Here is a 21,238-nt window from a genome sequence, read left to right as displayed (position 1 = left end):
TGTGTACAATAATAGAGGTATACGTCTATAATGGCTAATGTTGGGCGGCAGAACCTTTCATACTTGAAGAGGGCGGAAAATAAGGAAAGGCGTCTTTCCTTTTCTATCATATTGGCCGGCATTTTTAACGATTGGAGGAAAAAAGATGAGTGGCGAAAATATAAATGAACAGTATCTGGTCCGGAAAGAAAAAATGGAGGCGCTCCGCGAAAAAGGGGTGGACCCGTTCGGCAAGCGTTTTGAACGGACAACCGACACGGAAGAATTAAAACAAAAATACGGCGAATGCACGGAAGAACAACTGGAAGAAAAAGAGATTCCAGTTGCCATTGCCGGGCGGATCATGACAAAACGGCGGAAAGGAAGGGCCGGGTTTGCCCATATCCAGGACTTGAAAGGGCAAATCCAGTTTTATATTCGCCAGGACGCAGTCGGCGAAGAACAGTACGAGTTATTCAAAAGCACGGACCTTGGCGACATTGTCGGGCTTAAAGGCACGGTTTTCCGGACAAAAGTGGGCGAATTGTCCGTCAAAGTCAAAGAATTTATTCTGTTAACAAAAGCGCTGCGCCCGTTGCCGGATAAATTCCACGGCCTGCGGGACATCGAGCAGCGGTACCGTCAGCGTTATCTCGACCTGATTATGAGTGAAGAAAGTAAAAACACGTTCATTACAAGAAGCCGCATTATCCAGTCCATCCGCAATTATTTGGACAAGAACGGCTATTTGGAAGTCGAAACGCCGATGATGCATGCCATTGCAGGTGGGGCGGCTGCACGGCCGTTTATCACCCATCACAATGCGCTCGATATCGACCTTTATATGCGGATTGCGATTGAACTTCATCTGAAACGGCTGATTGTCGGCGGGTTGGAAAAAGTCTATGAAATCGGCCGCGTCTTCCGCAATGAAGGAATCGATACCCGCCATAACCCGGAATTCACGATGCTTGAGCTGTACGAAGCATATGCGGATTTTAACGATATTATGCAGCTGACTGAAAACATGATTGTCCACACAGCAAAAGAAGTACTTGGCACAACCACCATCCGGTACGGCGAACACGAAGTAAATCTTGAACCGGAGTGGCGCCGCCTGCATATGGTCGATGCGATTAAAGAATATACGGGCGTCGACTTCTGGAATGTGACAAGCACGGAAGAAGCAAGGGCACTTGCAAAAGAACACCATATTGAAATCACGGAACATATGGAATACGGGCATATCGTCAATGAATTTTTCGAGCAAAGGGTAGAAGAAAAACTGATCCAGCCGACTTTCGTTTACGGGCACCCGGTCGAAATCTCGCCGCTTGCTAGAAAAAATGAAAAAGACCCGCGGTTTACAGACCGGTTCGAACTGTTCATTGTCGGCCGTGAACATGCCAATGCCTTCACCGAACTGAATGACCCGATCGACCAGCGCGAACGTTTCGTGAACCAGCTGAAAGAGCGCGAGCAGGGGAATGACGAAGCGCACCAAATGGATGAAGACTTTATTGAAGCATTGGAATACGGCATGCCGCCAACAGGAGGACTCGGCATCGGCGTTGACCGGCTTGTCATGTTGCTGACCAATGCCCCGTCTATCCGGGACGTGCTGCTCTTCCCATTAATGAAAAGCAGGGATTAAGCAAAGCAAAACTTACAAAAAGCAGCGGGGCAGGAACCGCTGCTTTTTGAAAACATTATTTTAATATAATATTAACGTTCAAGTGGCCAGTTTCTTGGGAATGGATGTTTGTTATGGCCAACCGTAAGCTTTTTTCCTGCTTTGGTGAAAGGAAGCAGGCTTCAGCTTGTTTGAAAAATAAATGGCGAAAAACTATTGCATTCGTGCCAAATGCATGGTATAGTAATATTCGTTGGCTAATTAAATGCCTACTGAAATACAGATTTGAAAAAGTTGTTGACAATAGTATTCGTTTGTAGTAGAATATTAAAGTCGCTTAGAAAGCAACACAGATTGTTCCTTGAAAACTGGACAAAACGAAACGTCAAATTCTTTTTGAGCTTTTATCAAACATCTTTACTGAGAGTTTGATCCTGGCTCAGGACGAACGCTGGCGGCGTGCCTAATACATGCAAGTCGTGCGGACCTTTTAAAAGCTTGCTTTTAAAAGGTTAGCGGCGGACGGGTGAGTAACACGTGGGCAACCTGCCTGTAAGATCGGGATAACGCCGGGAAACCGGGGCTAATACCGGATAGTTTTTTCCTCCGCATGGAGGAAAAAGGAAAGACGGCTTCGGCTGTCACTTACAGATGGGCCCGCGGCGCATTAGCTTGTTGGTGGGGTAACGGCTCACCAAGGCAACGATGCGTAGCCGACCTGAGAGGGTGATCGGCCACATTGGGACTGAGACACGGCCCAAACTCCTACGGGAGGCAGCAGTAGGGAATCTTCCGCAATGGACGAAAGTCTGACGGAGCAACGCCGCGTGAGTGAAGAAGGCCTTCGGGTCGTAAAACTCTGTTGCCGGGGAAGAACAAGTGCCGTTCGAACAGGGCGGCGCCTTGACGGTACCCGGCCAGAAAGCCACGGCTAACTACGTGCCAGCAGCCGCGGTAATACGTAGGTGGCAAGCGTTGTCCGGAATTATTGGGCGTAAAGCGCGCGCAGGCGGCTTCTTAAGTCTGATGTGAAATCTTGCGGCTCAACCGCAAGCGGTCATTGGAAACTGGGAGGCTTGAGTGCAGAAGAGGAGAGTGGAATTCCACGTGTAGCGGTGAAATGCGTAGAGATGTGGAGGAACACCAGTGGCGAAGGCGGCTCTCTGGTCTGTAACTGACGCTGAGGCGCGAAAGCGTGGGGAGCAAACAGGATTAGATACCCTGGTAGTCCACGCCGTAAACGATGAGTGCTAAGTGTTAGAGGGTTTCCGCCCTTTAGTGCTGCAGCTAACGCATTAAGCACTCCGCCTGGGGAGTACGGCCGCAAGGCTGAAACTCAAAGGAATTGACGGGGGCCCGCACAAGCGGTGGAGCATGTGGTTTAATTCGAAGCAACGCGAAGAACCTTACCAGGTCTTGACATCCTCTGACCTCCCTGGAGACAGGGCCTTCCCCTTCGGGGGACAGAGTGACAGGTGGTGCATGGTTGTCGTCAGCTCGTGTCGTGAGATGTTGGGTTAAGTCCCGCAACGAGCGCAACCCTTGACCTTAGTTGCCAGCATTCAGTTGGGCACTCTAAGGTGACTGCCGGTGACAAACCGGAGGAAGGTGGGGATGACGTCAAATCATCATGCCCCTTATGACCTGGGCTACACACGTGCTACAATGGATGGTACAAAGGGCTGCGAGACCGCGAGGTTAAGCCAATCCCAGAAAACCATTCCCAGTTCGGATTGCAGGCTGCAACCCGCCTGCATGAAGCCGGAATCGCTAGTAATCGCGGATCAGCATGCCGCGGTGAATACGTTCCCGGGCCTTGTACACACCGCCCGTCACACCACGAGAGTTTGTAACACCCGAAGTCGGTGAGGTAACCTTTACGGAGCCAGCCGCCGAAGGTGGGACAGATGATTGGGGTGAAGTCGTAACAAGGTAGCCGTATCGGAAGGTGCGGCTGGATCACCTCCTTTCTAAGGGGAAAAGCGTAGGGCGCTCGTTCATCGGCGTACGGATTTCGTAGTCTTCGACTGAGATAAAGGAAACACGATGAGCCTTAAAGGCGAATCGATGTTGACTTATCGTAGGGAGAAGACGTAGAAATACGCTAGCCGATAGCGCCCGGAGCTAGACAGAAAAGGAAAACTTCGTTTTCCAAAATCAAGTTTGACGTTTCCGTTTTGTTCAGTTTTGAAGGTTCAATCCTTCAACATGTGTTCTTTGAAAACCGGATAGGAGAAACAAACCAAGTAAACCGAGAATCGCTTATTTTTGGATTTAAACCTTTTTATGGTTAAGTTAGAAAGGGCGCACGGCGGATGCCTTGGCACTAGGAGCCGATGAAGGACGGTACAAACACCGATATGCTCCGGGGAGCTGTACGTAAGCTTTGATCCGGAGATTTCCGAATGGGGAAACCCCCTGTCTTTAATCGGACAGGATTCCTGCCTGAATCCATAGGGCAGGAAGGGCACACCCGGGGAACTGAAACATCTCAGTACCCGGAGGAAGAGAAAGCAATTGCGATTTCCCAAGTAGCGGCGAGCGAACAGGAAACAGCCCAAACCGGAAGGCTTGCCTTCCGGGGTTGTAGGACACTCATATGGGAGTTACAAAAGAACGGGGTAAGTGAAGCGGCCTGGAAAGGCCTGCCGGAGAAGGTAAAAGCCCTGTAACTGAAACTTCGTTCTCTCCCGAGTGGATCCTGAGTACGGCGGGACACGAGGAATCCCGCCGGAATCCGGGAGGACCATCTCCCAAGGCTAAATACTCCCTAGTGACCGATAGTGAACCAGTACCGTGAGGGAAAGGTGAAAAGCACCCCGGGAGGGGAGTGAAAGAGATCCTGAAACCGTGTGCCTACAAGTAGTCAGAGCCCGTTAACGGGTGATGGCGTGCCTTTTGTAGAATGAACCGGCGAGTTACGGTCTCATGCAAGGTTAAGCTGAAGAAGCGGAGCCGCAGCGAAAGCGAGTCTGAACAGGGCGAAAGAGTATGAGGCCGCAGACCCGAAACCAGGTGATCTACCCATGTCCAGGGTGAAGGCAAGGTAACACTTGCTGGAGGCCCGAACCCACGCACGTTGAAAAGTGCGGGGATGAGGTGTGGGTAGCGGAGAAATTCCAATCGAACTTGGAGATAGCTGGTTCTCTCCGAAATAGCTTTAGGGCTAGCCTCAAGCGAAGAGTTTTGGAGGTAGAGCACTGTTTGGACGAGGGGCCCTCATCGGGTTACCGAATTCAGACAAACTCCGAATGCCAAAAACTTATGCTTGGGAGTCAGACTGTGAGTGATAAGATCCATGGTCGAAAGGGAAACAGCCCAGACCGCCAGCTAAGGTCCCAAAGTATACGTTAAGTGGAAAAGGATGTGGCGTTGCTTAGACAACCAGGATGTTGGCTTAGAAGCAGCCATCATTCAAAGAGTGCGTAATAGCTCACTGGTCGAGTGACGCTGCGCCGAAAATGTACCGGGGCTAAACGTATCACCGAAGCTGCGGATGGACACCGTATGGTGTCCGTGGTAGGAGAGCGTTCTAAGGGCGTTGAAGCCGGACCGGAAGGACCGGTGGAGCGCTTAGAAGTGAGAATGCCGGTATGAGTAGCGAAAGAAGGGTGAGAATCCCTTCCACCGAATGCCTAAGGTTTCCTGAGGAAGGCTCGTCCGCTCAGGGTTAGTCGGGGCCTAAGCCGAGGCCGAAAGGCGTAGGCGATGGACAACAGGTTGATATTCCTGTACCGCCTCTTCACCGTTTGAACGATGGGGGGACGCAGGAGGATAGGGCGAGCGCGACACTGGTTGATCGCGTCCAAGCAGTTAGGCCGGTGCGGAGGCAAATCCTTCGCGCCAAGGCGGAGCTGTGATGGCGAGGGAAATTTGAGTACCGAAGTTCCTGATTCCACACTGCCAAGAAAAGCCTCTAGTGAGGTGAAAGGCGCCCGTACCGCAAACCGACACAGGTAGGCGAGGAGAGAATCCTAAGGTGAGCGAGAGAACTCTCGTTAAGGAACTCGGCAAAATGACCCCGTAACTTCGGGAGAAGGGGTGCTTTTTGGGGTGTATGCCCCGGGAAGCCGCAGTGAATAGGCCCAGGCGACTGTTTAGCAAAAACACAGGTCTCTGCGAAGCCGCAAGGCGAAGTATAGGGGCTGACACCTGCCCGGTGCTGGAAGGTTAAGGAGAGGGGTTAGCCGTCAGGCGAAGCTCTGAACTGAAGCCCCAGTAAACGGCGGCCGTAACTATAACGGTCCTAAGGTAGCGAAATTCCTTGTCAGGTAAGTTCTGACCCGCACGAAAGGTGTAACGATCTGGGCACTGTCTCAACGAGAGACTCGGTGAAATTATAGTACCTGTGAAGATGCAGGTTACCCGCGACAGGACGGAAAGACCCCATGGAGCTTTACTGCAGCCTGATATTGAATTTTGGTACAGCTTGTACAGGATAGGTAGGAGCCTTGGAAACCGGAGCGCCAGCTTCGGCGGAGGCATCGGTGGGATACTACCCTGACTGTATTGAAATTCTAACCCGCACCCCTTACCGGGGTGGGAGACAGTGTCAGGCAGGCAGTTTGACTGGGGCGGTCGCCTCCTAAAAGGTAACGGAGGCGCCCAAAGGTTCCCTCAGAATGGTTGGAAATCATTCGCAGAGTGTAAAGGCATAAGGGAGCTTGACTGCGAGACTTACAAGTCGGGCAGGGACGAAAGTCGGGCTTAGTGATCCGGTGGTTCCGCATGGAAGGGCCATCGCTCAACGGATAAAAGCTACCCTGGGGATAACAGGCTGATCTCCCCCAAGAGTCCACATCGACGGGGAGGTTTGGCACCTCGATGTCGGCTCATCGCATCCTGGGGCTGTAGTCGGTCCCAAGGGTTGGGCTGTTCGCCCATTAAAGCGGTACGCGAGCTGGGTTCAGAACGTCGTGAGACAGTTCGGTCCCTATCCGTCGCGGGCGCAGGAAATTTGAGAGGAGCTGTCCTTAGTACGAGAGGACCGGGATGGACGCACCGCTGGTGTACCAGTTGTCTTGCCAAAGGCATCGCTGGGTAGCTATGTGCGGAAGGGATAAGTGCTGAAAGCATCTAAGCATGAAGCCCCCCCTCAAGATGAGATTTCCCACAGTTTATACTGGTAAGATCCCTGAAAGATGATCAGGTTGATAGGTCCGGGGTGGAAGCGCGGCGACGCGTGGAGCTGACGGATACTAATCGATCGAGGACTTAACCAATAGAAAAGCGGAAGCGCCTTGGTCATCGGCGTACGGATTTCGGAGCTTTCGACTGAGATAAAGGAAACACGGCGAGCCCCTAAAGGCGAGCCGATGTTGACTTATCGTAGGGAGAAAGCGCAGAAATACGCTAGCCGATAGGCGCTGGAGCTAGACAATTCTCAAAGTTAGAAACGCGTTCTCCGTTTACAGTTTTTTCTCCCATCCGGTTTTCAGGGAACACATCCCAAAATTATACAGGTCCGGTGATAATGGCGGAAAGGTCACACCCGTTCCCATCCCGAACACGGAAGTTAAGCTTTCCAGCGCCGATGGTAGTTGGGGGTTTCCCCCTGCGAGAGTAGGACGTTGCCGGGCCATAATACGGAGGATTAGCTCAGCTGGGAGAGCGTCTGCCTTACAAGCAGAGGGTCGGCGGTTCGATCCCGTCATCCTCCACCATAAATATGAGCCATTAGCTCAGTTGGTAGAGCATCTGACTTTTAATCAGAGGGTCGCAGGTTCGAATCCTGCATGGCTCATCATATTTAGCAGGAAATAAGAATTTCAGCCTGTTCAAAGACGGCCTGAAATTCTTTGACCTGAATTTTTGCGGAAGTAGTTCAGTGGTAGAACATCACCTTGCCAAGGTGGGGGTCGCGGGTTCGAATCCCGTCTTCCGCTCCATTTTTTTCTCTTGCCGGGGTGGCGGAATTGGCAGACGCACAGGACTTAAAATCCTGCGGTAGGTGACTACCGTACCGGTTCGACTCCGGTCCTCGGCACCATTCGATATATGCGCCCATAGCTCAATTGGATAGAGCGTTTGACTACGGATCAAAAGGTTAGGGGTTCGACTCCTCTTGGGCGCGCTATATACGGGAAGTAGCTCAGCTTGGTAGAGCACATGGTTTGGGACCATGGGGTCGCAGGTTCGAATCCTGTCTTCCCGACCATTCAAATTCGGGGCCTTAGCTCAGCTGGGAGAGCGCCTGCTTTGCACGCAGGAGGTCAGCGGTTCGATCCCGCTAGGCTCCACCAAAAAAAGTATTGACTTCTAAATAAATAAGTGTTATACTTTAAAAGTTGCTGTTTGTGATTGTTCCTTGAAAACTGGACAAAACGAAACGTCAAATTCTTTTTGAGCTTTTATCAAACATCTTTACTGAGAGTTTGATCCTGGCTCAGGACGAACGCTGGCGGCGTGCCTAATACATGCAAGTCGTGCGGACCTTTTAAAAGCTTGCTTTTAAAAGGTTAGCGGCGGACGGGTGAGTAACACGTGGGCAACCTGCCTGTAAGATCGGGATAACGCCGGGAAACCGGGGCTAATACCGGATAGTTTTTTCCTCCGCATGGAGGAAAAAGGAAAGACGGCTTCGGCTGTCACTTACAGATGGGCCCGCGGCGCATTAGCTTGTTGGTGGGGTAACGGCTCACCAAGGCAACGATGCGTAGCCGACCTGAGAGGGTGATCGGCCACATTGGGACTGAGACACGGCCCAAACTCCTACGGGAGGCAGCAGTAGGGAATCTTCCGCAATGGACGAAAGTCTGACGGAGCAACGCCGCGTGAGTGAAGAAGGCCTTCGGGTCGTAAAACTCTGTTGCCGGGGAAGAACAAGTGCCGTTCGAACAGGGCGGCGCCTTGACGGTACCCGGCCAGAAAGCCACGGCTAACTACGTGCCAGCAGCCGCGGTAATACGTAGGTGGCAAGCGTTGTCCGGAATTATTGGGCGTAAAGCGCGCGCAGGCGGCTTCTTAAGTCTGATGTGAAATCTTGCGGCTCAACCGCAAGCGGTCATTGGAAACTGGGAGGCTTGAGTGCAGAAGAGGAGAGTGGAATTCCACGTGTAGCGGTGAAATGCGTAGAGATGTGGAGGAACACCAGTGGCGAAGGCGGCTCTCTGGTCTGTAACTGACGCTGAGGCGCGAAAGCGTGGGGAGCAAACAGGATTAGATACCCTGGTAGTCCACGCCGTAAACGATGAGTGCTAAGTGTTAGAGGGTTTCCGCCCTTTAGTGCTGCAGCTAACGCATTAAGCACTCCGCCTGGGGAGTACGGCCGCAAGGCTGAAACTCAAAGGAATTGACGGGGGCCCGCACAAGCGGTGGAGCATGTGGTTTAATTCGAAGCAACGCGAAGAACCTTACCAGGTCTTGACATCCTCTGATCTCCCTGGAGACAGGGCCTTCCCCTTCGGGGGACAGAGTGACAGGTGGTGCATGGTTGTCGTCAGCTCGTGTCGTGAGATGTTGGGTTAAGTCCCGCAACGAGCGCAACCCTTGACCTTAGTTGCCAGCATTCAGTTGGGCACTCTAAGGTGACTGCCGGTGACAAACCGGAGGAAGGTGGGGATGACGTCAAATCATCATGCCCCTTATGACCTGGGCTACACACGTGCTACAATGGATGGTACAAAGGGCTGCGAGACCGCGAGGTTAAGCCAATCCCAGAAAACCATTCCCAGTTCGGATTGCAGGCTGCAACCCGCCTGCATGAAGCCGGAATCGCTAGTAATCGCGGATCAGCATGCCGCGGTGAATACGTTCCCGGGCCTTGTACACACCGCCCGTCACACCACGAGAGTTTGTAACACCCGAAGTCGGTGAGGTAACCTTTACGGAGCCAGCCGCCGAAGGTGGGACAGATGATTGGGGTGAAGTCGTAACAAGGTAGCCGTATCGGAAGGTGCGGCTGGATCACCTCCTTTCTAAGGGGAAAAGCGTAGGGCGCTCGTTCATCGGCGTACGGATTTCGTAGTCTTCGACTGAGATAAAGGAAACACGATGAGCCTTAAAGGCGAATCGATGTTGACTTATCGTAGGGAGAAGACGTAGAAATACGCTAGCCGATAGCGCCCGGAGCTAGACAGAAAAGGAAAACTTCGTTTTCCAAAATCAAGTTTGACGTTTCCGTTTTGTTCAGTTTTGAAGGTTCAATCCTTCAACATGTGTTCTTTGAAAACCGGATAGGAGAAACAAACCAAGTAAACCGAGAATCGCTTATTTTTGGATTTAAACCTTTTTATGGTTAAGTTAGAAAGGGCGCACGGCGGATGCCTTGGCACTAGGAGCCGATGAAGGACGGTACAAACACCGATATGCTCCGGGGAGCTGTACGTAAGCTTTGATCCGGAGATTTCCGAATGGGGAAACCCCCTGTCTTTAATCGGACAGGATTCCTGCCTGAATCCATAGGGCAGGAAGGGCACACCCGGGGAACTGAAACATCTCAGTACCCGGAGGAAGAGAAAACAATTGCGATTTCCCAAGTAGCGGCGAGCGAACAGGAAACAGCCCAAACCGGAAGGCTTGCCTTCCGGGGTTGTAGGACACTCATATGGGAGTTACAAAAGAACGGGGTAAGTGAAGCGGCCTGGAAAGGCCTGCCGGAGAAGGTAAAAGCCCTGTAACTGAAACTTCGTTCTCTCCCGAGTGGATCCTGAGTACGGCGGGACACGAGGAATCCCGCCGGAATCCGGGAGGACCATCTCCCAAGGCTAAATACTCCCTAGTGACCGATAGTGAACCAGTACCGTGAGGGAAAGGTGAAAAGCACCCCGGGAGGGGAGTGAAAGAGATCCTGAAACCGTGTGCCTACAAGTAGTCAGAGCCCGTTAACGGGTGATGGCGTGCCTTTTGTAGAATGAACCGGCGAGTTACGGTCTCATGCAAGGTTAAGCTGAAGAAGCGGAGCCGCAGCGAAAGCGAGTCTGAACAGGGCGAAAGAGTATGGGGCCGCAGACCCGAAACCAGGTGATCTACCCATGTCCAGGGTGAAGGCAAGGTAACACTTGCTGGAGGCCCGAACCCACGCACGTTGAAAAGTGCGGGGATGAGGTGTGGGTAGCGGAGAAATTCCAATCGAACTTGGAGATAGCTGGTTCTCTCCGAAATAGCTTTAGGGCTAGCCTCAAGCGAAGAGTTTTGGAGGTAGAGCACTGTTTGGACGAGGGGCCCTCATCGGGTTACCGAATTCAGACAAACTCCGAATGCCAAAAACTTATGCTTGGGAGTCAGACTGTGAGTGATAAGATCCATGGTCGAAAGGGAAACAGCCCAGACCGCCAGCTAAGGTCCCAAAGTATACGTTAAGTGGAAAAGGATGTGGCGTTGCTTAGACAACCAGGATGTTGGCTTAGAAGCAGCCATCATTTAAAGAGTGCGTAATAGCTCACTGGTCGAGTGACGCTGCGCCGAAAATGTACCGGGGCTAAACGTATCACCGAAGCTGCGGATGGACACCGTATAGTGTCCGTGGTAGGAGAGCGTTCTAAGGGCGTTGAAGCCGGACCGGAAGGACCGGTGGAGCGCTTAGAAGTGAGAATGCCGGTATGAGTAGCGAAAGAAGGGTGAGAATCCCTTCCACCGAATGCCTAAGGTTTCCTGAGGAAGGCTCGTCCGCTCAGGGTTAGTCGGGGCCTAAGCCGAGGCCGAAAGGCGTAGGCGATGGACAACAGGTTGATATTCCTGTACCGCCTCTTCACCGTTTGAACGATGGGGGGACGCAGGAGGATAGGGCAAGCGCGACACTGGTTGATCGCGTCCAAGCAGTTAGGCCGGTGCGGAGGCAAATCCTTCGCGCCAAGGCGGAGCTGTGATGGCGAGGGAAATTTTAGTACCGAAGTTCCTGATTCCACACTGCCAAGAAAAGCCTCTAGTGAGGTGAAAGGCGCCCGTACCGCAAACCGACACAGGTAGGCGAGGAGAGAATCCTAAGGTGAGCGAGAGAACTCTCGTTAAGGAACTCGGCAAAATGACCCCGTAACTTCGGGAGAAGGGGTGCTTTTTGGGGTGTATGCCCCGGGAAGCCGCAGTGAATAGGCCCAGGCGACTGTTTAGCAAAAACACAGGTCTCTGCGAAGCCGCAAGGCGAAGTATAGGGGCTGACACCTGCCCGGTGCTGGAAGGTTAAGGAGAGGGGTTAGCCGTCAGGCGAAGCTCTGAACTGAAGCCCCAGTAAACGGCGGCCGTAACTATAACGGTCCTAAGGTAGCGAAATTCCTTGTCAGGTAAGTTCTGACCCGCACGAAAGGTGTAACGATCTGGGCACTGTCTCAACGAGAGACTCGGTGAAATTATAGTACCTGTGAAGATGCAGGTTACCCGCGACAGGACGGAAAGACCCCATGGAGCTTTACTGCAGCCTGATATTGAATTTTGGTACAGCTTGTACAGGATAGGTAGGAGCCTTGGAAACCGGAGCGCCAGCTTCGGCGGAGGCATCGGTGGGATACTACCCTGGCTGTATTGAAATTCTAACCCGCACCCCTTATCGGGGTGGGAGACAGTGTCAGGCAGGCAGTTTGACTGGGGCGGTCGCCTCCTAAAAGGTAACGGAGGCGCCCAAAGGTTCCCTCAGAATGGTTGGAAATCATTCGCAGAGTGTAAAGGCATAAGGGAGCTTGACTGCGAGACTTACAAGTCGAGCAGGGACGAAAGTCGGGCTTAGTGATCCGGTGGTTCCGCATGGAAGGGCCATCGCTCAACGGATAAAAGCTACCCTGGGGATAACAGGCTGATCTCCCCCAAGAGTCCACATCGACGGGGAGGTTTGGCACCTCGATGTCGGCTCATCGCATCCTGGGGCTGTAGTCGGTCCCAAGGGTTGGGCTGTTCGCCCATTAAAGCGGTACGCGAGCTGGGTTCAGAACGTCGTGAGACAGTTCGGTCCCTATCCGTCGCGGGCGCAGGAAATTTGAGAGGAGCTGTCCTTAGTACGAGAGGACCGGGATGGACGCACCGCTGGTGTACCAGTTGTCTTGCCAAAGGCATCGCTGGGTAGCTATGTGCGGAAGGGATAAGTGCTGAAAGCATCTAAGCATGAAGCCCCCCTCAAGATGAGATTTCCCACAGTTTATACTGGTAAGATCCCTGAAAGATGATCAGGTTGATAGGTCCGGGGTGGAAGCGCGGCGACGCGTGGAGCTGACGGATACTAATCGATCGAGGACTTAACCACGAAAAGCGGAAGCGCCTTGGTCATCGGCGTACGGATTTCGGAGCTTTCGACTGAGATAAAGGAAACACGGCGAGGTATCGAGCCGATGTTGACTTATCGTAGGGAGAAAGCGTAGAAATACGCTAGCCGATAGGCGCTGGAGCTGGACAACAGAAAAGCGGAGGTGCCTTGTTTAGCCCCGACAAGCGAATGTTCTGACCGGCATGGAGCCGTCTTTTGGCTCCGTGACGGGCAGGTTATTCGACCTCGAGGGGCTAGGCACCGGAGCTGGACAATAGAAAAGCGGAGGTGCCTTGCCAAAGGCGCTGGAGCTAGACAATTCTCAAAGTTAGAAACCAAAGCTATTCTCCGTTTACAGTTTTTTCTCCCATTCGGTTTTCAGGGAACACATCCCAAAAATTATACAGGTCCGGTGATGATGGCGGAAAGGTCACACCCGTTCCCATCCCGAACACGGAAGTTAAGCTTTCCAGCGCCGATGGTAGTTGGGGGTTTCCCCCTGCGAGAGTAGGACGTTGCCGGGCCAAATCAAAACCGCAGACGATTTGTCTGCGGTTTTTGCGTGTTAATGTACTCGGCTCATTGCTTTTTTTCGGAATGCAGGGCCGTTTTGCTTAAAGTTATTATATGAAGCGACAGAAAGGGATTTTTTAACTTTCGTGGTCTTCTTGATGACAGAAATCAGCCGAAAAGCACAGATAGCCGGTGAATCGTTCCATTTTGCTCTTGTCCATAAGCATCGGTTTCACCCTGACATTTGCATAGCTTGTTTTACTGCCTGCCGTTAAGAAACTGTAGGCAGAGGAACGGGCCTTTTTCGATTGCTGTCTGGAGAAAAAGGCGGATGGCCGGAAAGTCAATTGTTTCCCGGTTTTTAAGCAGCTCTGCCCACCATTCTGTTTCGTAGCGGGAAATCATGCTCAAATTATACAAAAGCAGGTAATGGACCAATATATCGGGAAGGTCGTTTTCCGGTTGTAATTTATACGGAAAGTAAATTTGATTTGTAAAGAAATGATAACGGAATGGCGGAGGGAGACAGCCGCGGGCGGAAAACGAGAAGGCGTCTTCTTCCGCTTCCATTTCCAAAAGTCTGTCCTGAAGTTTTTCGGACAAATATTGTGAAAACCTGCCCGCTGTCATATGATAGCCATCAAGGACCGCAAAAGGAAGCCGGTACTTCCCGTTCTTTTCTTCTACCGGCAAAAAATATTTCCGGCGGGGGAAGGCCGTTTCAAGTTCTGGGATTTGCCGAAGCAGGCTCTGCATGGTGTATTTATTGCCTTCGAGCGGGCCGAGTCCGAACATTTTATGGGCGAAATGGCCGCATAAACCGGTTTTTTGAATTTTAACCTCGTCTTCGCCAAACCGGTAGTTTTGTTTTTTCTTTTTTCGCGATGTCACCCCATGGGCAAGGACGGAAGTGGTTTCAGGATATAGCGGGTCGCATGACAGCAGGCAGGCTTTTAATAAATGAATGAAGCCGTAAAAAATCAAAACAGGCTGAATCGAAACGGGCGCCTGCACAGCCTGGCGGTAATAAGCTTCACCGTGTTCGAGATAATACATAAAAGCATAACAGTTCTCATAGCTTTTGGCGGCGCTTTGGCTAAAATCCGAAGCCTCATAGCGGGCTTTCAAATAGCGCTGCGTATATTCTGCGGATTGAAATAAAATCAAGTGATCCCATTGGTCCATAAAAGACAATATTTCGCCCTCCGAATTAACTGAATAGTATTATATGTTTTGGAGACCTTGACAGTATTATGTCCAATTGATAACCTACAAATAATATTTTTATCAATCCAGGAGGGGTTTGCATGTGGGAAACGAAGTTCGTAAAAGAAGGTCTTACGTTTGATGATGTATTACTGATTCCGGCAGAGTCGGAAGTGCTGCCGAAAGATGTCGATACAAGTGTCGCCCTAACGGAAACCTTGAAGTTGAACATTCCGATCATCAGCGCCGGCATGGATACGGTAACCGAAGCGGAAATGGCGATCGCCATGGCAAGGCAGGGCGGCCTCGGGATTATCCACAAAAACATGAGCATTGAACAACAGGCGGAGCAGGTGGATCGTGTCAAACGGTCGGAAAACGGCGTTATCACCAATCCGTTTTTCTTAACACCTGATGAGCAGGTGTTTGCAGCGGAACATTTAATGGGCAAATACCGGATTTCCGGCGTGCCGATCGTGAATAACCGTGACGAGCAGAAACTGGTCGGGATTTTGACCAACCGCGACATGCGTTTTATTGAAGATTACTCCACCCGGATTTCAGATGTGATGACGAAAGAGAATCTTGTGACGGCGCCTGTCGGTACGACGTTGAAAGAGGCGGAACAGCTTTTGCACCGGCATAAAATTGAAAAGCTGCCGCTTGTCGATGAGAACGGCGTATTAAAAGGGCTTATTACGATTAAAGATATCGAAAAGGTTATTGAGTTCCCAAATGCAGCCAAAGATGACCAGGGCCGCCTTCTTGTTGGTGCGGCAGTCGGCGTGACAAGCGACGTAATGAAACGGGTGGAATTGCTCGTTGAAGCGGGAGTGGATGCGGTTGTTATCGATACGGCGCACGGCCACTCAAAAGGGGTGCTGGAAACCGTCGCAAACATCCGCAAATCTTACCCTTCCTTAAATATTATCGCCGGAAATGTTGCGACGGCAGAAGGTACGAAAGCGCTGATAGACGCGGGCGCGGATATTGTAAAAGTCGGTATCGGGCCGGGCTCCATCTGTACGACAAGAGTGGTTGCCGGGGTTGGTGTACCGCAAATTACAGCGGTTTATGATTGTGCGACAGAAGCAAGGAAGTACGGAAAAGCGATTATTGCAGACGGTGGCATTAAATTCTCAGGCGATATTGTAAAGGCGCTGGCTGCCGGTGGACATGCTGTAATGCTCGGCAGCCTGCTTGCAGGGACCTCGGAAAGCCCAGGCGAAATGGAAATCTATCAAGGGCGGCAATATAAAGTTTACCGCGGCATGGGGTCCATCAGCGCAATGGAAAGCGGATCGAGGGATCGTTACTTCCAGGAAGGCGCGAAAAAACTGGTGCCAGAAGGAATCGAAGGACGCGTGCCGTTTAAAGGGAGCCTTCAGGATGTCATCTACCAATTAATCGGCGGGCTCCGGTCCGGCATGGGTTATTGCGGCGCGAAAGATATGATTTCATTGCGTGAAGAAGCGCAGTTTATCCGCATGACAGGGGCAGGCCTGCGGGAGAGCCATCCGCATGATATCCAGATTACAAAAGAAGCTCCGAATTATTCTTTGTCTTAACATCGATTTTGAATGGGAAAAAATGGCAGGCATAGGTTTCCTGCCATTTTTTTCTGCCATTTAATAGATTTGCAACTCTATATCTGGCTTGTCGGACTCGGAAAAATCGCCGCCATTCAGTACCCCCGGCTGCCCTGCATTTTCGGAAAAAGTTGACAAATGCGGCAAACACTATGCATCTACTTTTTCAACCGGAACTATGTTAAAATAGGCAAAGTGTATACATATCTTGATGGAGGGTTGAAAGTGAAAAAAAGCTTGCAAAAAATGGCGTTTGCGTTTCTGGCGCTGCTGCTAACGGCAGGGGTTGTGCAGCAGGTGCCGAAAACAGTCCATGCGCAGGATCAGTTGGATATTCATGCAAAAGCAGCCATCATTGTCGATGCGGATAACGGACAGATTTTGTATGAAAAAAATGCCAATCAGGCACTGGGCATTGCTTCCATGAGCAAAATGATGACGGAGTACTTGTTGCTTAAAGCCATTCATGAGAAAAAGGTTTCGTGGAACCAGAAAGTGACAATCAGCGATTATGCGTATCGCATTTCCCAAAACAGGGCACTTTCAAACGTGCCGTTAAGAAAAGGCGAAAAGTACACGGTTAAAGAGCTCTTCCAAGCGATGGCGATCTATTCGGCAAATGGCGCAACGATTGCGATTGCAGAAACGCTCGGCGGAACGGAAAAAAACTATCTGAACATGATGAACAAACAGGCGAAAGCATTCGGCCTCACCGATTATAAATTTGTGAACGCAACCGGGCTGAACAATGAGGATTTGCAAGGCATGCAGCCGGAAGGAACAGGCAGGACGGAAGAAAACCTTGTCTCAGCAAAATCCGTTGCAAAAATCGCCTACCATTTGATCCACGACTATCCGGAGATTTTACAAACAACAAGCACGGCCAAAATGAAATTCCGGGCCGGGACAGATGATGAAATTGCGATGCAGAACTGGAACTGGATGCTTCCGTCCCTTGTTTACGGGCGGCAGGGCGTTGACGGCTTGAAAACCGGGAACACCGACAATGCGGGATACTGCTTTACAGGCACGGCCAAGCAAAACGGCATGCGCATCATTACCGTTGTTCTTCATGCAGAGGATGCGAACGGGAACAGCACCATCAAGTCCCGGTTTGATGTCACAAACAAATTAATGGACTATGCTTTTAGTAATTTCACGGAAAAAACCCTTTACCCGAAAGGCTATCAGGTGAAAAAGACGGTAACGGTGAAGTCCGGCAAAGAAAAACAGGCTTCCGTTGTCACGAAGGCGCCGCTTAAAGTGGCTGTGAAAAACGGTGAAGGCAAAATGTATACCCCTGTTGTGAAATTTGATTCGAAGCAAATCAAGGCTCCGGTGAAAAAAGGGACAAAGGTTGGCACATTGTATGCCCGGCATAAAGACGGGCAGGAACTTGGCTATTTGTACGGCCCGAATACAGCGCATACCGCCTTGGTCACCAAAACTGATATTGAAAAAGCCAACTGGTTTGTGCGCATGATGCGCGGAATTGGCGGATTTTTCGGGGGCATTTGGGATCATACAGTCGGCAAATTATTTTAAGTAAAACAGGACAAGGGCGCTTGTCCTGTTTTTCACTTTAACGTGGAAAAATTAGTGTCTTGACAAGCATTCGTTTTTGGTGTTAATTTAAATTATTATACATATAATAAGAATTTTTAATTTTATAAAGGGGCGTACAAAAAATGAAAACAGGAACAGATCTAGTGAAACGCGGGATGGCGGAAATGCAAAAGGGCGGCGTCATCATGGACGTGGTCAATGCCGAGCAGGCAAAACTCGCTGAAGAAGCAGGCGCTGTTGCCGTCATGGCATTGGAACGTGTTCCGTCTGATATCCGGAAAGCCGGAGGGGTTGCCCGTATGGCGGATCCTTCCATTGTGGAAGAAGTTATGAACGCCGTCAGCATTCCGGTAATGGCAAAAGCAAGGATCGGCCATATTGTTGAAGCGCGGGTGCTCGAAGCGATGGGCGTCGATTATATTGACGAAAGCGAAGTTTTAACGCCGGCCGACGATGAGTTCCATATCAATAAAAAAGAATTCACAGTGCCGTTTGTGTGCGGCTGCCGTGATTTGGGGGAAGCGGCTCGAAGAATCGGAGAAGGCGCCTCGATGCTCAGGACAAAAGGCGAGCCGGGAACCGGGAATATCGTTGAAGCGGTAAGGCATATGCGGAAAGTGAATGCGCAGGTCCGCAAAGTGGTCAACATGAACGAAGATGAACTGATGACGGAAGCTAAACAGCTCGGTGCCCCGTATGAAGTGCTGTTGCAAATTAAAAAAGAAGGCCGGCTGCCGGTTGTGAACTTTGCTGCAGGCGGTGTTGCAACGCCGGCGGATGCGGCGTTGATGATGCAGCTCGGTGCGGACGGCGTTTTTGTCGGATCGGGGATTTTCAAATCAGAAAACCCGGCGAAATTTGCGAAAGCGATTGTTGAAGCAACGACCCATTACCAAGATTACAAACTGATTGCCGAATTGTCGAAAGACCTTGGAACAGCAATGAAAGGCTTGGAAATTTCAACATTGCCGGCTGAAGCAAGAATGCAGGAGCGCGGCTGGTAAGGAGAATCAGCATGAAAAAAATTGGCGTACTTGGCCTCCAGGGGGCTGTGGAGGAACATATCCGCGCAGTGGAAGCCTGCGGGGCGGAAGGTGTTGTCATTAAGAAAAAAGAGCAGTTGGACGAAATCGGCGGGCTCATCCTGCCGGGCGGAGAAAGCACGGCAATGCGGCGGCTCATTGACCGCTACGGTTTTATGGCGGAACTGAGACAGTTTGCCGAAAGCAAGCCAGTCTTTGGCACATGCGCAGGGCTGATCCTGCTTGCAAAGCATATTGAAGGCCAGGAAGATGCACATATCGGGGCAATGGATATTACGGTGGCGCGCAATTCTTTCGGCCGCCAGCGGGAAAGTTTTGAAGAAACCATCCGTGTGAACGGCATCGCGGAAGATTTTCCAGCTGTTTTTATTCGCGCGCCCCATATCGTCTCCGTTTCAGATCATGTTGAAGTGCTGGCCGAGTGCCGCGGGCGGATTGTTGCGGTTCGCCAAGGAAATTTGCTCGGCTGCTCCTTCCATCCGGAGTTAACGGATGACCTGCGTATGACCGAATATTTTTTAAGTATGGCACGGATTCCGGTATAGTCTGTTGCAAAACGGATAAAATTGTAGTACATTAAGGTGTACGTGAAGACTGAAAAAGCAATGACAGGAACCAGTAGCAGAACGCTTTTCCTAAAGAGAGCCGGTGGGTGGTGGAAACCGGCGGAAAGCTTCTGTGAATCCATCCTTGAGCGGGTTGCTGAAAGCCGGGCGAGTAGGCATCCACGGGATAAAAACCCGTTATCCTTACAAAGCGGAAAACTCTTGTTTTCAATTTGGGTGGCAACGCGGGTTCACTCTCGTCCCTGTTTTCGGGGCGGGAGTTTTTTTATTTGAATTTCGATAAAAGGAGAAGGATAGCATGTTGGACATCAAATTTTTGCGTGCGCATTTTGATGAAGTCAAAGAACGAATGCAGCACCGCGGAGAAGATTTGACCGATTTTGAGAAGTTCAGCGGGCTGGACCAAAGACGGCGCGAACTGATCATGGAAAGCGAAGCGTTGAAAAACAAACGGAATGAAGTCACGCAGCAAGTTGCGGCACTGAAACGCGAAAAGAAAGATGCAACAAAGCTGATCGAGGAAATGCGCGGCGTCGGTGAAAAAATTAAAGCACTGGATGCCGAGTTGAAACAAGTCGAATCAGAACTTGAAATGCTGATGCTTTCTATCCCGAACATTCCGCATGAAAGTGTGCCGGTGGGAGATAGCGAAGAGGACAATGTCGAAATCCGGAAATGGGGTGAAGTGCCGGCATTTGGATTTGAACCGAAACCGCATTGGGATATTGCCACTGACCTCGGCATCCTTGATTTTGAAAGGGCAGCCAAAGTGACCGGCAGCCGGTTCGTCTTTTACAAAGGGCTCGGCGCCCGCCTTGAACGTGCGCTTTATAATTTTATGCTTGATCTGCACGTCGAAGAACACGGCTATGAAGAGGTATTGCCGCCGTATATGGTGAACCGCGCCAGCATGACAGGAACGGGGCAGCTGCCGAAATTTGAAGAAGACGCTTTTCTTGTCAATGAAAAAGACTATTTTCTGATTCCGACTGCCGAAGTGCCGGTGACAAATTATCACCGTGATGAAATTTTAAACGGCGACGACCTGCCGATCAATTATGTGGCGTTCAGTGCCTGTTTTCGTTCGGAAGCGGGTTCTGCCGGGCGTGATACACGCGGGCTGATCCGCCAGCACCAGTTTAACAAAGTGGAACTTGTGAAATTTGTCAAACCGGAAGATTCCTATAATGAACTCGAAAAACTGACCGGCCATGCGGAAAAAGTGCTGCAGCTTCTGGGCCTGCCTTATCATGTGATGAGCATGTGCACGGCGGACCTCGGGTTTACGGCAGCGAAAAAATATGATATTGAAGTATGGATGCCAAGCCAGCACGTATACCGCGAGATTTCTTCGTGCAGCAACTTCGAAGCCTTCCAGGCAAGGCGTGCGAACATCCGCTTCCGCAGGGAACCCAATGCGAAACCGGAACATGTCCATACACTGAACGGATCCGGGCTTGCCATCGGGCGTACCGTCGCAGCCATCCTTGAAAATTACCAGCAGGCTGACGGCAGTGTGGTGGTGCCTGAAGTGCTCCGCCCGTACATGCGTACCGATATCATCAAACCGTAAAAAAAATCCCCGGCTTTGTACATGAAAAGTCGGGGATTTTTTGAAACATGTTTCCCGGAAGCTTCCGCATTTTTTAGGTGCGCAGGATTTCACTCGAAAACACGGCTATATCTAGAGGTTGCTAAATCGGTAAAAATTCTAGATTTGGCAAGCTGCTGACAGCTTTGACAACCATTAAAATGCAAGGATTTTACAACAGATCCAGGGAGATGCTTGCACTCGAAACTCGATTCAACGTATGGAGAAGATAAAATCTTCCATTTCCGCAAAAGGATCTTCTATATTTTGAGACAGAACTTGCAGACAAACTCAGAATCGGATTCGTTCAGCAAATCCTATCTAGCTGAATAAGCGAGATTCTCAGAATTGGCATGGATTCTAAAGAATTTGCCGATCTTTGCGC

7 protein-coding genes, 7 tRNA genes, 6 rRNA genes and 1 other annotated feature are annotated in these 21,238 nt (G+C 50.9%); of the genes, 19 read left to right on the top strand and 1 reads right to left on the bottom strand.

Going from position 1 to position 21,238, the window contains the following annotated elements; genetic code table 11:
• Nucleotides 1–145: 145 nt before the first annotated feature.
• The 14 genes from lysS (at nucleotide 146) to rrf (BCOA_RS23370) (ending at nucleotide 13,303) form a co-directional block, all read left to right on the top strand.
• The gene (gene lysS / locus BCOA_RS23435; protein ID WP_014096545.1) at nucleotides 146–1,633 is read left to right on the top strand and encodes a lysine--tRNA ligase; all 1,488 of its coding nucleotides are present in this window, start codon (nucleotides 146–148) and stop codon (nucleotides 1,631–1,633) included.
• Nucleotides 1,634–2,028: 395 nt separating this feature from the next.
• Nucleotides 2,029–3,582: ribosomal RNA gene (locus BCOA_RS23430) — 16S ribosomal RNA — on the top strand.
• 318 nt (nucleotides 3,583–3,900) lie between these two features.
• Nucleotides 3,901–6,834: ribosomal RNA gene (locus tag BCOA_RS23425) — 23S ribosomal RNA — on the top strand.
• Between the two features lie 241 nt (nucleotides 6,835–7,075).
• Nucleotides 7,076–7,191, top strand: a 5S ribosomal RNA gene (rrf, locus tag BCOA_RS23420).
• Nucleotides 7,192–7,199: 8 nt separating this feature from the next.
• A tRNA-Val gene (locus BCOA_RS23415) sits at nucleotides 7,200–7,275 on the top strand.
• Between the two features lie 7 nt (nucleotides 7,276–7,282).
• Nucleotides 7,283–7,355: transfer RNA gene (locus BCOA_RS23410), tRNA-Lys, on the top strand.
• A 70-nt stretch (nucleotides 7,356–7,425) separates the two neighbouring features.
• A tRNA-Gly gene (locus tag BCOA_RS23405) sits at nucleotides 7,426–7,500 on the top strand.
• 12 nt (nucleotides 7,501–7,512) lie between these two features.
• Nucleotides 7,513–7,601, top strand: a tRNA-Leu gene (locus tag BCOA_RS23400).
• Between the two features lie 10 nt (nucleotides 7,602–7,611).
• A tRNA-Arg gene (locus BCOA_RS23395) sits at nucleotides 7,612–7,685 on the top strand.
• A 7-nt stretch (nucleotides 7,686–7,692) separates the two neighbouring features.
• A tRNA-Pro gene (locus BCOA_RS23390) sits at nucleotides 7,693–7,769 on the top strand.
• A gap of 9 nt (nucleotides 7,770–7,778) precedes the next feature.
• A tRNA-Ala gene (locus BCOA_RS23385) sits at nucleotides 7,779–7,854 on the top strand.
• Between the two features lie 120 nt (nucleotides 7,855–7,974).
• Nucleotides 7,975–9,528, top strand: a 16S ribosomal RNA gene (locus tag BCOA_RS23380).
• Between the two features lie 318 nt (nucleotides 9,529–9,846).
• Nucleotides 9,847–12,779: ribosomal RNA gene (locus BCOA_RS23375) — 23S ribosomal RNA — on the top strand.
• Between the two features lie 408 nt (nucleotides 12,780–13,187).
• Nucleotides 13,188–13,303, top strand: a 5S ribosomal RNA gene (gene rrf / locus BCOA_RS23370).
• The 16S, 23S and 5S rRNA genes sit together here with 7 tRNA genes alongside, the layout of an rRNA operon.
• Before the next feature lie 247 nt (nucleotides 13,304–13,550).
• On the opposite strand, the gene BCOA_RS23365 is transcribed toward rrf (BCOA_RS23370), so the two are convergent.
• On the bottom strand, nucleotides 13,551–14,477 hold the full coding sequence (locus BCOA_RS23365; protein WP_035183007.1) for a YaaC family protein: 927 nt from the start codon (nucleotides 14,475–14,477) through the stop codon (nucleotides 13,551–13,553).
• A gap of 122 nt (nucleotides 14,478–14,599) precedes the next feature.
• Between BCOA_RS23365 and guaB the strand changes: the two genes are divergently transcribed.
• The 5 genes from guaB to serS all read left to right on the top strand — a co-directional run bounded on the left by guaB (nucleotide 14,600) and on the right by serS (nucleotide 20,835).
• The gene (gene guaB, locus BCOA_RS23360) at nucleotides 14,600–16,066 is read left to right on the top strand and encodes an IMP dehydrogenase (RefSeq protein ID WP_013858032.1); all 1,467 of its coding nucleotides are present in this window, start codon (nucleotides 14,600–14,602) and stop codon (nucleotides 16,064–16,066) included.
• Nucleotides 16,067–16,312: 246 nt separating this feature from the next.
• A complete protein-coding gene (locus tag BCOA_RS23355; RefSeq protein ID WP_014096543.1) occupies nucleotides 16,313–17,632 on the top strand; it encodes a serine hydrolase in 1,320 nt (439 codons plus the stop codon).
• A gap of 143 nt (nucleotides 17,633–17,775) precedes the next feature.
• Nucleotides 17,776–18,657 (top strand): pyridoxal 5'-phosphate synthase lyase subunit PdxS, encoded by an 882-nt coding sequence (gene pdxS / locus BCOA_RS23350; protein WP_013858035.1) that lies wholly within the window; start codon nucleotides 17,776–17,778, stop codon nucleotides 18,655–18,657.
• An 11-nt stretch (nucleotides 18,658–18,668) separates the two neighbouring features.
• A complete protein-coding gene (pdxT, locus tag BCOA_RS23345) occupies nucleotides 18,669–19,241 on the top strand; it encodes a pyridoxal 5'-phosphate synthase glutaminase subunit PdxT (protein WP_014096542.1) in 573 nt (190 codons plus the stop codon).
• A gap of 51 nt (nucleotides 19,242–19,292) precedes the next feature.
• Nucleotides 19,293–19,509: a binding site (T-box leader), on the top strand.
• A gap of 51 nt (nucleotides 19,510–19,560) precedes the next feature.
• Entirely contained in the window at nucleotides 19,561–20,835 is a 1,275-nt protein-coding gene (gene serS / locus BCOA_RS23340; protein ID WP_014096541.1) for a serine--tRNA ligase, read from the top strand.
• The last annotated feature ends 403 nt before the right edge of the window (nucleotides 20,836–21,238 follow it).

This window comes from Heyndrickxia coagulans 36D1 (assembly GCF_000169195.2).
Classification (GTDB): Bacteria; Bacillota; Bacilli; order Bacillales; family Bacillaceae_C; genus Weizmannia; species Weizmannia faecalis.
Note: the sequence above shows the minus strand (reverse complement) of the source record. Positions and strands in the feature narration are given on the sequence as shown.